The 13,178-nt window shown below is 37.4% G+C and carries 17 protein-coding genes; 5 read left to right on the forward strand and 12 right to left on the reverse strand.

The genetic code is table 11. The annotated features are described in order from the left end of the window. Positions 1 to 12: 12 nt before the first annotated feature. From F1325_RS06770 to F1325_RS06785, 4 genes are all read right to left on the reverse strand, one after another. Positions 13 to 531, reverse strand: coding sequence for a ClbS/DfsB family four-helix bundle protein (locus F1325_RS06770; protein ID WP_109372809.1), 519 nt, complete (start codon positions 529 to 531; stop codon positions 13 to 15). Between the two features lie 12 nt (positions 532 to 543). After that, positions 544 to 1,656 carry a site-specific integrase gene (locus F1325_RS06775; RefSeq protein ID WP_160230156.1) on the reverse strand — a complete coding sequence of 371 codons (1,113 nt, stop codon included), beginning with the start codon at positions 1,654 to 1,656 and terminating at the stop codon, positions 544 to 546. 544 nt (positions 1,657 to 2,200) lie between these two features. Continuing rightward, positions 2,201 to 2,770, reverse strand: coding sequence for a serine acetyltransferase (locus F1325_RS06780; RefSeq protein ID WP_109372812.1), 570 nt, complete (start codon positions 2,768 to 2,770; stop codon positions 2,201 to 2,203). 49 nt (positions 2,771 to 2,819) lie between these two features. Beyond that, on the reverse strand, positions 2,820 to 3,074 hold the full coding sequence (locus F1325_RS06785) for a hypothetical protein (protein WP_160230157.1): 255 nt from the start codon (positions 3,072 to 3,074) through the stop codon (positions 2,820 to 2,822). Between the two features lie 679 nt (positions 3,075 to 3,753). On the opposite strand from F1325_RS06785, the gene F1325_RS06790 reads away from it, so the two are divergent. Beyond that, entirely contained in the window at positions 3,754 to 4,635 is an 882-nt protein-coding gene (locus F1325_RS06790) for an AbaSI family restriction endonuclease (protein WP_160230158.1), read from the forward strand. Positions 4,636 to 4,834: 199 nt separating this feature from the next. Then, a complete protein-coding gene (locus F1325_RS19240) occupies positions 4,835 to 5,833 on the forward strand; it encodes a hypothetical protein (protein ID WP_208797909.1) in 999 nt (332 codons plus the stop codon). Positions 5,834 to 5,949: 116 nt separating this feature from the next. Here the strand turns inward: F1325_RS19240 and F1325_RS06800 are convergent, their stop codons facing one another. The 8 genes from F1325_RS06800 to F1325_RS06830 form a co-directional block, all read right to left on the reverse strand. Beyond that, a complete protein-coding gene (locus tag F1325_RS06800) occupies positions 5,950 to 7,125 on the reverse strand; it encodes a tyrosine-type recombinase/integrase (protein WP_160230159.1) in 1,176 nt (391 codons plus the stop codon). Position 7,126: 1 nt separating this feature from the next. Then, positions 7,127 to 7,339 (reverse strand): hypothetical protein, encoded by a 213-nt coding sequence (locus tag F1325_RS06805; RefSeq protein WP_060555085.1) that lies wholly within the window; start codon positions 7,337 to 7,339, stop codon positions 7,127 to 7,129. A gap of 414 nt (positions 7,340 to 7,753) precedes the next feature. Continuing rightward, positions 7,754 to 7,924: a hypothetical protein gene (locus F1325_RS19150; protein ID WP_020945461.1), complete on the reverse strand. Its 171-nt coding sequence runs from the start codon at positions 7,922 to 7,924 to the stop codon at positions 7,754 to 7,756. Between the two features lie 27 nt (positions 7,925 to 7,951). Continuing rightward, the gene (locus F1325_RS06810) at positions 7,952 to 8,131 is read right to left on the reverse strand and encodes a hypothetical protein (protein ID WP_160230160.1); all 180 of its coding nucleotides are present in this window, start codon (positions 8,129 to 8,131) and stop codon (positions 7,952 to 7,954) included. A 47-nt stretch (positions 8,132 to 8,178) separates the two neighbouring features. Then, positions 8,179 to 8,679 carry a siphovirus Gp157 family protein gene (locus F1325_RS06815; RefSeq protein ID WP_160230161.1) on the reverse strand — a complete coding sequence of 167 codons (501 nt, stop codon included), beginning with the start codon at positions 8,677 to 8,679 and terminating at the stop codon, positions 8,179 to 8,181. After that, positions 8,679 to 10,643 (reverse strand): hypothetical protein, encoded by a 1,965-nt coding sequence (locus F1325_RS06820; RefSeq protein ID WP_160230162.1) that lies wholly within the window; start codon positions 10,641 to 10,643, stop codon positions 8,679 to 8,681. The genes F1325_RS06815 and F1325_RS06820 overlap by 1 nt, the downstream gene beginning before the upstream one ends. A gap of 12 nt (positions 10,644 to 10,655) precedes the next feature. Further along, positions 10,656 to 10,988: a hypothetical protein gene (locus tag F1325_RS06825; protein ID WP_160230163.1), complete on the reverse strand. Its 333-nt coding sequence runs from the start codon at positions 10,986 to 10,988 to the stop codon at positions 10,656 to 10,658. A 401-nt stretch (positions 10,989 to 11,389) separates the two neighbouring features. Beyond that, positions 11,390 to 12,082, reverse strand: coding sequence for a S24 family peptidase (locus tag F1325_RS06830; RefSeq protein WP_160230164.1), 693 nt, complete (start codon positions 12,080 to 12,082; stop codon positions 11,390 to 11,392). Positions 12,083 to 12,187: 105 nt separating this feature from the next. Here F1325_RS06830 and F1325_RS06835 point away from each other — a divergent pair, with 105 nt between their 5' ends. Genes F1325_RS06835 through F1325_RS06845 form a run of 3 tightly spaced genes read left to right on the forward strand, consistent with a single transcriptional unit; the run spans position 12,188 to position 13,178 of the window. Continuing rightward, positions 12,188 to 12,433 (forward strand): transcriptional regulator, encoded by a 246-nt coding sequence (locus F1325_RS06835; RefSeq protein ID WP_098943545.1) that lies wholly within the window; start codon positions 12,188 to 12,190, stop codon positions 12,431 to 12,433. Between the two features lie 47 nt (positions 12,434 to 12,480). After that, positions 12,481 to 12,936 (forward strand): toxin YdaT family protein, encoded by a 456-nt coding sequence (locus F1325_RS06840; RefSeq protein WP_049257326.1) that lies wholly within the window; start codon positions 12,481 to 12,483, stop codon positions 12,934 to 12,936. 17 nt (positions 12,937 to 12,953) lie between these two features. Next, positions 12,954 to 13,178: a hypothetical protein gene (locus F1325_RS06845; protein WP_103004846.1), complete on the forward strand. Its 225-nt coding sequence runs from the start codon at positions 12,954 to 12,956 to the stop codon at positions 13,176 to 13,178.

Below are 13,178 nucleotides of genomic sequence, written 5' to 3' on the forward strand. Positions count from 1 at the left end.
TGACGCTAATACTTACTTTAAATTGATATTATTATTTCTTGCCCACTTTTTTAATCTCCCATTAGCGTTGGCATAAGGTGAAGATGTGTTAAATGAGATCATTCGACCCATCGTCCATTTTTTGTACCATGGTTTACCATACAAAACATCATCAGTTCGCTCATCAATAAGCGCCACAATTTCATTTTTTACAGCCCGAAGTTCAGCTATTAACGAGTCATAATTTAACTCACTGTAATCTGAGTAAAATTTTTGAGCAAGAAGACCAAGTTGGTTCCATTTATAACTAGTGTCTGGAAAATCGATAGGTAAACCTTTGGCATCAGATGTGATCCATTTTACAACAAGAGAATTCCATCCGAGCAAATACGAAACAAGATCACGAACACTCATTTTGGTTCCTTTGGCGTGCCCATCCATTGAGCGTTCCGAAGTAGTTTCTATCGGGATTACATCAAGATAACTAATTAATTTATTGAAATTTTTATCAATAGCTAAAAGTAGTTCAACTTTTGTTTGTGGTACACTCATAAGAACTTCCATCTAATTAAAATAGCTGTGAGCCATTCGAGCTCGTGGATCAAAGCCTCGTTGTTTAAACATAAAGGTTGCTAATGCTCTTATTTCATGAAAGGTTGGTCTTTCATCTAAAGGTAAATGACTGGGAACACCCACTTGACCACGTAACGCTGAAAATGCACGGCTAAGGTAATCAGGTGCAACTTGTGTTCGATGATTAACTTCTTTACTCACCTTATTTGGAATACGAGTAGGTAGTCTATGCACAATATAAGGGCTTGCCACATTGTCACGGCTATTATCGATGATTTCCTTAAGTGCTTTGCCTATGGGGATCGCAATATGAGATGCCTCTTTATGTTGCACTTTTTGCCTGTGAATATAAATCATCCCGTATATTCCATTTAAAGGTTCTTCATACCATAAACACCCACATATGCCTTCTTTTGGGGCTTTGATATTATATTTTATGCGTGATACTTCAAGCCTTGCTTGTGTCGTCTGCAATGCCAGATCCATTGCTGTTCTTAACCAAGGTTCCGCGGACGCCCTAATTTTAGGAAAATCATCATAAGATAATCTTCTACGTTTTTTCCCATCGACTCTTTTCATTTTCTTACGTTCAGCTGGGTTATCGAACATAAGAGATTCACCCATTGCATAACTAAAAATTTTCTTTAGAAAGCTTACCTTACGATTTTGTACATTAGCAGAAGCATCGGCATGATATTCATTAATATAGCCATTTACATGTTCCAGTGAGATTTCATTTGTGGGGATATCTTTAAAAAAGATCTTAATTCTTTCTAAGTCATTAACCCAGTTACTAAGTGTACTGTCTGATGGTTTCTCATCATTCGTGATCCGCAAAAATAACTTATTTAAATGTTCTGAGAGAGGGAGAGCCTCCCCATATTGTCCTCCCGAGTCAATAATTAATGAGTTAACAGAAACACATTTTTCTGGTCGCATAATATTGTTGTATTCTCTGGCTATTGCGATAGCTTTTGCTTTATCAGCACCAATGCATATTCTTAAACCATTAGTTAATGTAAGGCGATATTGTTTGACTGATTTATCAAAATAAAGGAAGTCAGGTAAATGCCTAAACTCCTTTCTTCTAGGTCTACTGGGCATATCACGAAGCCCTTATTAACTCATTGACACATGAAGAAATAACGGACTCGATACCCTAACGTTCTGATGAATATACCCAAACAGAACAATCAACGATTTTGCCTTTTAATAAGCCAGTTTCTACCCATTTTTTTATGGTTCTATTATCCGGAATAGAACCGACTTCAAATTATCGTTACAAAAAAGCTGAGAGTGATATCGATATATACCTAAAAATTGGGTTGGTGAGATTTATAATGGTACTTTGAATGACGGAAATTCAGTTAAGGTCAATTATGATATTCGAGGCCGTTCTTTATATATGTTATCGGATAGGAATGAAATTGGATTAACAGAGATCCGTATACCTGCGGATAATCTTCTTGTCACTATAAATAATGGTGATAAATGGACTAGAATGAAAACAACAAAGAATGGAACAAGAATATATATTGTTGCAACCACAATGACGATTAAGAAACTATATTTGATTTAATTAAAACCAAATTTATTTAATTTAGAAAGATGATGCTTTTTTATGGAGTATCATCTTTCTTATAATAAGTTATGCGTTATTGATAATTAGTATGTTTTCTTTTTTTGTATAACAAGTGCAATTATCTGGAATATCTTTGTTTATAAAAGACATCGCACCTATGATAACGTTGTTACCAATGGTAAGTGTATTACCAATAATGCATGAATGGGCACCGATTTCAACGTTATCACCAATAATAATGAATCTCTTATCTTTGATTTCAGAATATCGAGAACCACCAACACCTATTGTTGTGTTTTGTCTAATGTGGCAATTTTCACCAATTGTAGCTAGACCTGTGATAATGACGCCAGATAAATGGGCAAATGATATCCCTGGTTTTATTTTTGCATTTAAATTAATTTCAGCTCCATATTTTAAAGATATCTTTCGATTTATATAATTTGCGAGTTTTGAATGAGTTTTATGATGTAAGAAACTGGCAATCCTCCACCAAAAAATAAAACGCCTATCATGGCACTTATAACTTCTTAACATAGCTCTACGCCATGAAAACTTTTTATCATTGGATTTAATCACTTCGACAGATAAACATTGCTTTAAAAATCTGTAACTAGTGTAGTCATAACTATCCATTGCTGTATTCCAAAATAAATTTTTATATAAATTAATTGTATTTATGTTCTTAAGAGTTATGTACAGTATTTTTACTATATAAAAATCGCTCCAATTGCTCAAGCAAATCACTAGCCACATCCTCCGTCATATAGGTTCTCATCGGTTCTCGCTTAACATTCTTCATTTCAAATGTATTTTCATCAAACCTTGGATCAGAAAAGATAATGTCCATAAACAGATAACCATAAGGGTTGTCTGCTGATAAACGAGCCTCTTCTAACTGAGCAATATATTCCGCATTATTGATTTCGAGTTTAATCATGGTATCGCCTATTTAACTGTGTTTTTATACAGTATTTTATATAAGGTAACGAACAGAATAGCAAGGAGAAAAGGGCAATTTTATGAGCTAAAGAAAGGGGGATTTTGAGAGGTGATTTGTCGTCGTTTTACCAGAGTTTTACCAGAGTTTTACCAGTGACAAATTTCAGACATAAAAAAACCAACCATAAGCGGTTGGTTTTTCTAAGGAATTTTGGTCGGCATGATAGGATTTGAACCTACGACCCCTGACACCCCATGAAACCGATTTTAAATTATCTAACACTTTGATTATAAATATAAATAATGCATTTGCATGTAATTACATACAGTGCCTGATATACAAAATATGCATTATAAGAATCAATGAGTTAAGGGGAGTTTTACCACTATACTTATACCTGTTAGCTCAGGTTTGAACTAACAGGTTTCGTAGGTAGAATATAACCAAATATGATCGTCTGCTTTGAGCGAGGAGCGGACGTTGGCACGATGGTGATGCGTTAACCAGTAAAGGCTTCTTCAATGGTGAAGTGGCCGACAGAATTTAGACGGATGTAACTACAGCGCTAAGTATTATGGCGATGATATGTTTACTATTTTGACACTACACTTGCGAATACAGGCGTCCAAGTTAAGTCTTTTTTCTGGTTGTTTATTTGCTTTTAAATGGTATTTACATGAGTAAAGATGACTATATTCTTCGGGCACTATCAAAAATCTCTCACAAGCGCTGGGAACACTACATTATCAACCGAATTTTTCACAGATTGAATGACCCTGAGCTTGAATTCGTTTGCCAGCAGTGTATTCGAAAGGAAGGGCACTCTGGAAAAATTTATCTTGCAGACCTGCTTTTTCCGCAGCTGAAGCTGTATCTTGAAATAGATGAGGCGCACCATGATAGTGATGAAGCTAAAATGGCTGACAGAATCCGTTGTTTGGACATCATGGAAGCGACAGGATTTATTGAAAAACGAATTCCAGCCAATAACACGACACTGGACAAGATTAATCATCTTGTTGATGAGTTCATCCTTCTTGTTAGGGACAGAAAAGCCCAACAGGAAGCTCAAGGCTTATTCCGTCCTTGGGACTATAACAGCCGTTATACCGCTCAAATACACATTAACGCAGGATTTCTTGAAGCTGGTGCTTACGCTGCATTCCGATATCACAGAGATGCTTTGCAGTGCTTTGGTTATGGAGATAAAGGACACCATCAATCAGGTAGCTGGCGGGTACCTGAGACTGTTGTAAAGGCGATTGGTTTGAGCGGAGATGTGATGGTTTGGTTTCCGCGTTTATATAAGGCGGGGGAGTGGGACAACTCACTTTCCATTGATGGTGATCTGATAACGGAAAAAAGCCTCAATTCAACACGCAACTATAGGGAAACATGGTGTTATCGTATCGTAATGGCTCATTCTCGTGATGAGCTGAATCGGACACTATATCGATTTCTTGGTGTATTCACTCAAGATGAGCAACTATCATCTGAAGGGGTTAACGTTTTCAAGCGAGTAGATACACGCATCAAGGTTTATACAGCACAAAAGTAGCTCTGCATTTTGTAGCTTAGCCATAATTAAATCTCCTGTAATGTAGAAATTTAATTATGGCTATAATCTTGAAAGAGCGAAAAGTGGAAGTTCACAGTTGTTCTCAAAATTGATGGAGGTATTGCTAACATTACAGCATATTATCAATTGTGAGCATGTCAATTACACACCTTATGGATCGTCGCAACAAGGAGAATTTATGGATAATCTAACGAGGAATCAGCATTTTATATCTCAGACAGAGCAGCGCAGTAACTGCATTGATGAGAGCAAACCAAAAGATAAGCAGCGAATCTACAAATTTGAAATTGCAGATCGAGAAAATACGGTTGTTCGCTTGACAAATACTGAAGGCGTCAAGATAAAGAAGAACCTTTCTTTTAATGATCTCTTTAGTTTCGATGTGAAAAGCTCAAAGTTAAGAAAGAATTTAGAGGATTTCTTTCATAAATTTGAAATGGACTTAGCACCAGCAACTGATCTCCTTATCTCCGAGTCCAAGTTAAATTCTGGAAGCGATGTTTTGAAGGGTGCCACTGAACGAGTGCTCAAATCAAAATTCATGGGGTGGATTAGAAACCCTTATTTGATTGTTCAAACAATTAATATGTATAAGGGATTGGTGGGGATGCATCCAACTGATCCTCTTTTGCTAGCACACTTCTCCGAGATTCGCACAGGAAAAAAACCTCACTTGGCCGAGGTTTGCACCGAGTTTAGGGTGACGAGTGAGCTATATTTCCAGTGGTTGGAGATTCTTTTTCTGGCGTTAATGATTCCACCTGGAGCAACAAAAAGTATCCTAGAGTCGACTGTTGAGAAGATTGTTGAGTCAAAGGGAAATATGGGTTATTTGATAATAGCGACCTTTGACGACATTCCGGGCTGTAGAGTCGCATTGCCAGATACAGGCTACCTTCAAGGAACTAATGATCCCCATCATAATATGTTTCTTTTTAATTTGAGTCGTAGTGCGTTTGCTTCATTCAATGTGGTGGACTTGTCAAAGCAGAACCTTGTAAATATTCCGCCACAAATAAGGGGGAAAGTAGAGTCGTTCAACATAAAATTCTCAGCACAGCATCATCACAATGATATGAGGTTACTAGAATTTTTTAACGGGCTGTCCACCTATCAAGCCAATTCTCATATTTTTTGTGCTGACCCTAAGATTTTCGGAGTTACCACTATTTTATGAGTACAATTGTTTTAGGTTGAGTAGTAGTAAAGCCCGCTATTGGCACAGAACAGTCTGTCAAATTAGAATCAACTCTATATCATACCTGTATTAGCTCAAATCTGAGCTAATCCGACTTATGCAATCTCACAATGTGGCACTTCAACCCATTGTACATGGTTTTCTGTATAAATCTTGGTTGACTCTGCATCACTGTGAGCCATTCGAGCTTGAGGATCAAAACCGCGTTGTTTAAACATAAAGGCTGCCAATGCTCTTATTTCATGAAAGGTAGGCCTTTCATCTAAAGGCAAATGACTGGCAACACCTACTTGATCACGCAACGCTGAAAATGCACGGCTAAGGTAATCTGGTGCAACTTGTGTTGGATGATTCACTTCTTTACACACCTTATTTGGGATACGAGTAGGTAGTCTATGCACAATATAAGGGCTTGCTACATTGTCACGGCTATTATCGATGATTTCCTTAAGTGCTTTGCCTATTGGGATCGCAATGTGAGATGCCTCTTTATGTTGCACTTTTTGTCTGTGAATATAAATCATCCCGTATATTCCATTTAAGGGTTCCTCATACCATAAACATCCACATATGCCTTCTTTGGGGGCTTTGATATTGTATTTTATTCGTGATACTTCTAGCCTTGCTTGTGTTGTTTGTAACGCGAGATCCATTGCTGTTCTTAACCAAGGTTCTGCAGATGCTCGAATTTTAAGAAAATCATCATAAGATAATCTTCTACGTTTTTTCCCATCGACTCTTTTCATTTTCTTACGTTCAGCAGGGTTATCGAACATAAGAGATTCATCCATTGCGTAACTAAAAATTTTCTTTAGAAAACTGACCTTACGATTTTGTACATTAGCAGAGGCATCGGCATGATATTCATTAATATAGCCATTTACATGTTCCAGTGAGATTTCATTCGCGGGGATATCTTTAAAAAAGATCTTAATTCTTTCTAAGTCATTAACCCAGTTACTAAGTGTACTGTCTGATGGTTTCTCATCATTAGTGATCCGCAAAAATAACTTATCTAAATGTTCTGAAAGAGGGAGAGACTCTCCATATTGTCCTCCCGAGTCAATAATTAATGAGTTAACAGAAACAGATTTTTCTGGTCGCATAATATTGTTGTATTCTCTGGCTATTGCGATAGCCTTTGCTTTATCAGCACCAATGCATTTTCGAATACCATTAGTCAGTGTTAAGCGATACTGTTTTTTGGATGAATCGTAATACAGAAAGTCAGGTAGATGCCTAAATTCCTTTTTTCTTGGTCTACTGGCCATATCACGAAGCCCTTATTAACTCATCGACACATGAAGAAATAACGGACTCGATACCCCAACGTTCGGATGAATATATCCAAACAGAACAATCAACGATTTTGCCTTTTAATAAGCCAGCTTCTACCCATTTTTTTATGGTTCTATTATCTGGAATAGAACCTATTTCAAATTCTCGTTTAGCCCACGCACTAGCTTTCATCAGTTTTCCGCTCATTTTGGTCTTGCCTCATCATTAATAAAATAAGTCGGTCTGCTGTATCACAGGAGTGTTTGATTTCAGCGTCAGTGCATGGTCTATTTCTTACACTGAACGCTAACCGACCTAATTTAATATCAAAACTTGTTAATAATTGGTTCCCTGGTTTCCAAGGTGTTAATAATTTCATGATGGTTACCCATTGGTATTGAATAAACCACCATGCTAATAACAACGAAAAGTAAAAACTGATTATGCTTAATCAACTTTTTACCCGAATAATTCCCTCCACTGGATAGCACTCTGCAATTTTCCCTTTGATCGCGAGTAATTCCTTATCAATTAAACAATTTTGTTCATTGGGATAAATATAACCGTAGGGTTCAAACTGACAATTTACCGAACTACATATCAAAAGGAATAAACCAAACATTATTGTTCACTCCTTTGTTGCTCAGCGGGAGTAGGCTGAAGTTCAATTTTGACGTGCGCTGGAAAATCGTATGAAACATGGCAACGTCTATCTGTTGAAACAAAGCCATGTGTACCATCAGGTAATGTGATCTTTACGGCTTGGTCTTTTTGTTGAGAGTGTCTAAGCATTGGTCTTGCCTCTTTGTGACATGTCACTTAATGAATAATAGCTGTATTTATAGGGTGCCCCAGTTGTAGCAATAACGCTTTTTGCATCGATGAAAGGGCTTGCTGTTCTTGCTCTGCGACATTTTTTGTTGATGCCGTAGACCATTCGATACTGCATTTATTTGTTGTTTCATCATGAGTGATGACAACTTCTAACTTCATGGCCATAACGTTTATCTCCTGATAATGCGCCCGATAAAGGGCGCTATTATGAATTAACGAACCATTAATGAACGTTCACCAACTTCAAGATGTGCTCCGGGAATTTCAAGGCCATTTTCAATAGCTTCTTTAATGCTTTTTTTATCTGGCGCGGTGATGGTTTGAACATCAACCAACTCATCTGGCAACAAAGCTTCATTGTCGATAATGACTCGAACAACACCAGCTCTAGCTGTGAATGTATTTTTTGTTGTTTTTAATTTATCTAATCCTGAAGCCAATAAGCAGTTAAGAGCATATTTCTTTAGGTTTTTAGCTTGGTTTTCGAATGATTTTTTACGATCAGATAAACGTTTAGATTCCTCATCCAGTGTTTTAGCTTGACCTTCGATATTGCGAACGTGGTGCATAATTGCATCCAATTTATCACCTAACTCGCCCTCGATACCTTCCAACGTATCTGCGATATCTTCAGGAGAGAATTCTCCTGTTTCAACGAGTTGTTGTAATTTTTCGTAATTGGTCGCCAGTGCGATAGCAGTAGTATTGGTCATTAGATTGCCTCTTCTTTATGTTTCAGTTGGTCTAAACACTCTTTTTCGATTTGGTTTAATCGACGTAAACGGCCGGACAAATATTTCTCATAATCGTTGTCACGACGCTCTTGAGCTGATTTGATATGCGCAGAAATTTCGCGCGTTAATGTGGATGCAATGCCTCGCAATTCATTCTCAGTAACAGCACTACGCATAACTTCCGTATGTTTAGTAAATTTCTCGTCTAATTCTTTGCGAATACGTGTGATATCTTCCGCTTTTTCACTCGCGTTTTTGATTTCAAACTCAAGCTTATTACTCGCTAAGTATTCAGGGTTATCATGCATACCCATAAAGACATCAGAGCTAAAGCCAAGCATTGATAGGGCTTTTTTGATTGCATCAGTTAGTGATTTTTTAATAGCTTCACCGTCAACCTTAATGCCATAGTTAGTTTGATAGCGGTATGGTGTTGCACCATAACTTTCAAACTCACCGCGGGTTTCACATTCGATGATGTACCAAAAACGGATCTTAATTGAGTGGTTTTGTTCGCAGAATAACGCTCCATCACCATCACGTAAAAAACGGGTTGCAACTTGTTTATTACGCTCATCAAGAACTGGTTCTACAAGAGGCTTTCCATCAATAAATTTTTCTTCAAGGACTTCATAACCCCAGCCTTCACCAATAGGGCCGAATATTTCAGTCGCACGCATAAACATGTAGGTGCTGTTTATGCTAGTCCCTATAAATCCCATGCCTTCTAATGGCTTAGTAAAACGAGGGTCTGTACGTTGTACTCTTTTCCAAATACTTAGGTTATTAGCATCACTCGCGTTAAGAACTTCATCAATAACACTGGCACGTTGCTCAAAATTATCGTGTGGTACTGATGGTGTTTCTGGTTCTTTAGTTTTTTCAGTTTGCTCAATCACTTGAGCTGTTTCTGCCTTAGGCGCTACTTCTTGCTTTTTACGCGAACGTTTAGGCTTAGTTTCTTTCTCAACTGTATTTTCTTTGGATACTAAAGAGGCATTATCTGTTTGAGTTAACTTAGTAGTAATTTCTTCTTTTTTAGTGTTGTTAGATTTGCTAATGCCCAAATGCAGATCAATCAACTCTTTTCGTGCATTAGGATTATCTAATAACTCAGGCTGTTTTTTACTTTCAGCTATTAATGCAAAAATCTTTTCACGAGGTATATCTAAGATGCCAGCTGTTGTGCGTAAATCCATTGACCAGCGTTTCCATGCTGTGTTGTCATCATCTATCAGCTCTTTGGCTTTCTTTACTTGAGAGGGTAGAACATTATTAGGATCAAAATCATCTAACAGTGCTAAGGCGATTTCAGTATCTATAGTTGTGTAGTTACGCTTGATAGAAGATATTTCTTCTTGTGGTTGCTCAGGTTCTTCTGTCAGCCAGCTTTCACCTAGTGATTTAGCTTCTTCAACGGTGACATCTTCATTAGCAAACTCATAGATAGCCTGTGCTATTTCCATCGTTTGTTCAGCATCCATCAAAGATAATTTTGTTATTTCAGCAAGGCCTGTGGCGATATTACGAATTTTTGGATCTTCTGTACCCGCAAGATATTTCAATGTAAAAGAGAACTCTTTGTTTGTTATTTGAGTCTTTCCAAATAACAGCAGGCTGGCGATACGAGGTTTTGTGGCTAGTTTTTTGAACTCTCTATATTCGATAGGTTTCCATTGAGTACCGTCATACTCATTTTCAACAGCAAATTTTTCATCGAAAGCATCTAAAGTAGGGCATGCAGAACCGTCAAGATATTCGCTAATTAACGGCTCATCAGTATTAAAGTTATCCATAGCTTCTGGATATGCTTCAGACAATTTCACTACTGCAGTTGCTGTTGCCAGCTTTGCATTAGCAGTGCTTAACGCTATGGCTAAAGGTACAGCACCGTTGGTACGAGCCTCGGTCGTAGGCTCAAATACACAGATAAAAGTTTTCATTGGTCTTGCCTCTTAATAAGGGATTTCTTCGTCAGTTTTCGAAATGGGTTTGCCTTCCAAGCAAAGTAACATTTGGATTTGATCTTCTAACAAGCTTGATTTCACTTGGGCATCAGAAAGAATTTTTTCTTGCTCATGGCGTAGAAAATCAATTTCAGCGTGAACGAGATCAGTTTGAGTTGGCTCTTTAAAAGGAACATCAACAGTGTGTTCTGCAATAACGAAACCTAGTCCATCATTAGGATCTGCTTTAAATGCGTAGGCGTTATATTGGTAAGAACCATCGAACTGTTTTTGAGCGTGAATATAGAGTGTGACGGTTAGGCTTTCAGGTTGTGCTTTCATAGCAACTCCTTTAAAATAACTGCGATCAGTGATTTATCATTGGTCTTGCCTCTTCTAGCGTTTGGTCGCGCTAGTAGAACTCTCGGTTAGCTTTGGTCGGCGACCCGAGGTAAAGGAACCCACTTCGGTGGGTTTTTTTACATCTGTAACTTATTGCTCGTCTTTCCGAGCTGTCATGGTCATGTCTTTGTAGCTTTGGTCTGAAATATTCCCTAGTGCTGAATAAGAAGGTCTGAACACTTACCTAAACACTTGCTGTGTTGTTTTTGTTGTTAGTAAATCTACAAGTTAAAATTGAATATTGCAAGTTTATTTTACAAATAATTCTTGTAATTATGTGTGTAAAAAATTACAAGAGCTATTAAGCTCCTGTAATTTAATTTGAATTTTATGAAAGGATTTTAAGCGTAACGCTTGTATGTTCTAGATTGACTGAGGAGGACTTTACCAAAAATGAAGAATTGGTCTTCATCTTCTTTACCAATATCCCAATCTCGGTAATTGGGATTATCAGAGATAACGGTTAATTTATTCTTTATCATTTGAAGTCTTTTAATGTGCAATGTTTGACCAAAAATGAAAACGTAAATGCCATCACCATCAAAATAATCTATGTGAACATCTATGAAAACTTGGTCTCCTGGTTCAATAGTATTTTGCATACTATCACCAACCACAGTGATCATTTTTATATTAGCACTAGGTCTGTTGCCAAATAAACGGAGTGCTTCATCAGATGTATATTCAATAGCTCTAATTGTTTCAATAAATTCATTTTTATTAATAATGCCAGGGCCTGCGCTTGCTTCTATATCAAGTAGTTCAACAAGATAAGAATCACTCTTACGGACAACTGGCTTATTCATTACTTCAGTTGAAACATCACTCATAAAAAACCAATGTTCTGGATATCCTGAGATACTAGACAATGCTGTTAAATTATTACCCCTGGGTGCTGTTTTACCGCTCACCCAAAATTGCACTGATTGAGGGCTAACACCGAGCCTACGAGCTAATTCTGATTGAGACCAGTTTCGCTCGGTTAGTATTTGGCTAATACGTGTAGCTGATACTTCATTCGGATTCTTTTTCATAAAATTATATTACAAGCTTTCCTTGTAGGGATCACTTCAAGAAAAACTTGATATTGTTGCGTGTTTGACTGTAAGATTAACTTGTAATTCAAAAAGGAGAAAACAATGACACCTTGTATAAAAAACAAAATTATCAATCTAGCGAGCCAATCAGAGATTGCTCGACGATTAAATACGAAGCCTCAAACAGTGCATTTATGGTTCAAAAATGGTGTTCCTGCTCCAAAGGTTTTAAGCCTATGTGAATGCTTAAATTGGCAAGTGACACCTCATGAGATTGCGCCAGAAATTTATCCAAATCAGTTTGATGGGCTTCCTAAATCATCATCAGTATTACAGGTATCAAATTAAAAAACTGATTATGCGTAATCAATTTTTTAGCGACAGGAGACGCAAAAATGAATTTTGATATCAACATTATCAGAGCTGAAATTGAAGATTGGGCGGTAGAACAAGGGCAAGAACATGTTGCCATTGAGATTAGTCGAGCTTACTTACGATTAGTGGTTAATCAAGAACATGGTCGATTATATGCCATTGAGGATCAAACGGGTAAGGCCGACTGGAAAGCAATCAATAATAACCGGCAACAGATATTTCGCTGGTTAAGAGGTGATTCTCGCGCATCTCAAAGAAAGATTGCGGAGTTAATGCCAGCGATAGAAATGGCACTACCGGCTTCGAGGTTAGCTCGAGTACGTGGAGATACGAAAAACTATTTAGCAACCGTGGCTATTCAGCGTTTTGCTGATGCTATGACTGAAATCTTATTAGAAGGTCGTGACATGTCACACCAAATAAACAATGTAGTACGTGCATTAAATGAGATATCACGCCCGACCAGCGTGCATTAATTCAAGAGGCAAGACCAATGATTAGATCAACTGAAAAAATTACATACCGTAATGGGTTTATGCTGAATGATAAACCTGCCCATATATCAGAAATTAGGGATATCTTTGAGGGTAGACGTGTTATTGCGTTGTTAGTTTGGGAACAGTATGAAAAGCAAAAACAAAAATTACTGTCGAAGAATTTAACCCCTGAGCAGTACCAAAATGCTTGCCGTAATATTGCTAAAGCACTGGGGGTGTAA

The sequence above is a fragment of the Proteus columbae genome (assembly GCF_009914335.1).
Taxonomy (GTDB): domain Bacteria; phylum Pseudomonadota; class Gammaproteobacteria; order Enterobacterales; family Enterobacteriaceae; genus Proteus.

What these genes read in the sequence shown, in the direction of transcription:
- F1325_RS06770 (WP_109372809.1), bottom strand. Translation starts at nt 531, where the DNA reads ATGAGTGTACCACAAACAAAAGTTGAACTACTTTTAGCTATTGATAAA.
- F1325_RS06775 (WP_160230156.1), bottom strand. Translation starts at nt 1,656, where the DNA reads ATGCCCAGTAGACCTAGAAGAAAGGAGTTTAGGCATTTACCTGACTTC.
- F1325_RS06780 (WP_109372812.1), bottom strand. Translation starts at nt 2,770, where the DNA reads ATGGATAGTTATGACTACACTAGTTACAGATTTTTAAAGCAATGTTTA.
- F1325_RS06785 (WP_160230157.1), bottom strand. Translation starts at nt 3,074, where the DNA reads ATGATTAAACTCGAAATCAATAATGCGGAATATATTGCTCAGTTAGAA.
- F1325_RS06790 (WP_160230158.1), top strand. Translation starts at nt 3,754, where the DNA reads ATGAGTAAAGATGACTATATTCTTCGGGCACTATCAAAAATCTCTCAC.
- F1325_RS19240 (WP_208797909.1), top strand. Translation starts at nt 4,835, where the DNA reads ATGGATAATCTAACGAGGAATCAGCATTTTATATCTCAGACAGAGCAG.
- F1325_RS06800 (WP_160230159.1), bottom strand. Translation starts at nt 7,125, where the DNA reads ATGGCCAGTAGACCAAGAAAAAAGGAATTTAGGCATCTACCTGACTTT.
- F1325_RS06805 (WP_060555085.1), bottom strand. Translation starts at nt 7,339, where the DNA reads ATGAGCGGAAAACTGATGAAAGCTAGTGCGTGGGCTAAACGAGAATTT.
- F1325_RS19150 (WP_020945461.1), bottom strand. Translation starts at nt 7,924, where the DNA reads ATGCTTAGACACTCTCAACAAAAAGACCAAGCCGTAAAGATCACATTA.
- F1325_RS06810 (WP_160230160.1), bottom strand. Translation starts at nt 8,131, where the DNA reads ATGGCCATGAAGTTAGAAGTTGTCATCACTCATGATGAAACAACAAAT.
- F1325_RS06815 (WP_160230161.1), bottom strand. Translation starts at nt 8,679, where the DNA reads ATGACCAATACTACTGCTATCGCACTGGCGACCAATTACGAAAAATTA.
- F1325_RS06820 (WP_160230162.1), bottom strand. Translation starts at nt 10,643, where the DNA reads ATGAAAACTTTTATCTGTGTATTTGAGCCTACGACCGAGGCTCGTACC.
- F1325_RS06825 (WP_160230163.1), bottom strand. Translation starts at nt 10,988, where the DNA reads ATGAAAGCACAACCTGAAAGCCTAACCGTCACACTCTATATTCACGCT.
- F1325_RS06830 (WP_160230164.1), bottom strand. Translation starts at nt 12,082, where the DNA reads ATGAAAAAGAATCCGAATGAAGTATCAGCTACACGTATTAGCCAAATA.
- F1325_RS06835 (WP_098943545.1), top strand. Translation starts at nt 12,188, where the DNA reads ATGACACCTTGTATAAAAAACAAAATTATCAATCTAGCGAGCCAATCA.
- F1325_RS06840 (WP_049257326.1), top strand. Translation starts at nt 12,481, where the DNA reads ATGAATTTTGATATCAACATTATCAGAGCTGAAATTGAAGATTGGGCG.
- F1325_RS06845 (WP_103004846.1), top strand. Translation starts at nt 12,954, where the DNA reads ATGATTAGATCAACTGAAAAAATTACATACCGTAATGGGTTTATGCTG.